A 250-nucleotide genomic window follows, 5' to 3' on the forward strand; every position below is an offset into this window, starting at 1 on the left:
GATGGGGTGATAGCAGGTGCAGTCGAAATGCCCGTTCCAGGCAGCACCTTCCTGATCGCCGTGGGTGGGGCTGACCGAGCTGTCCATGTCCAGCACGATGTATTTCAACCCGTTGCGGTCATGAAACCGGTCGATCCATTGGCCGTTCAGATCGGCCAGCGCCGCCCGGTTCGCGGCCAGAGCCAGCGTCTCGGTCTCGAACCGTCCCATCTGCGATGCCGAAGCAGCTTGCGCCTCGACGGCCCTGCCG

1 protein-coding gene is annotated in these 250 nt (G+C 64.0%); it reads right to left on the reverse strand.

From position 1 onward, the window contains the following. Window positions 1-250 (reverse strand): transposase (locus ACWXWW_RS18215; RefSeq protein WP_455971439.1); only part of this gene is annotated, 250 nt, incomplete at both ends.

Source organism: Microbacterium sp. KNMS (genome assembly GCF_053851835.1).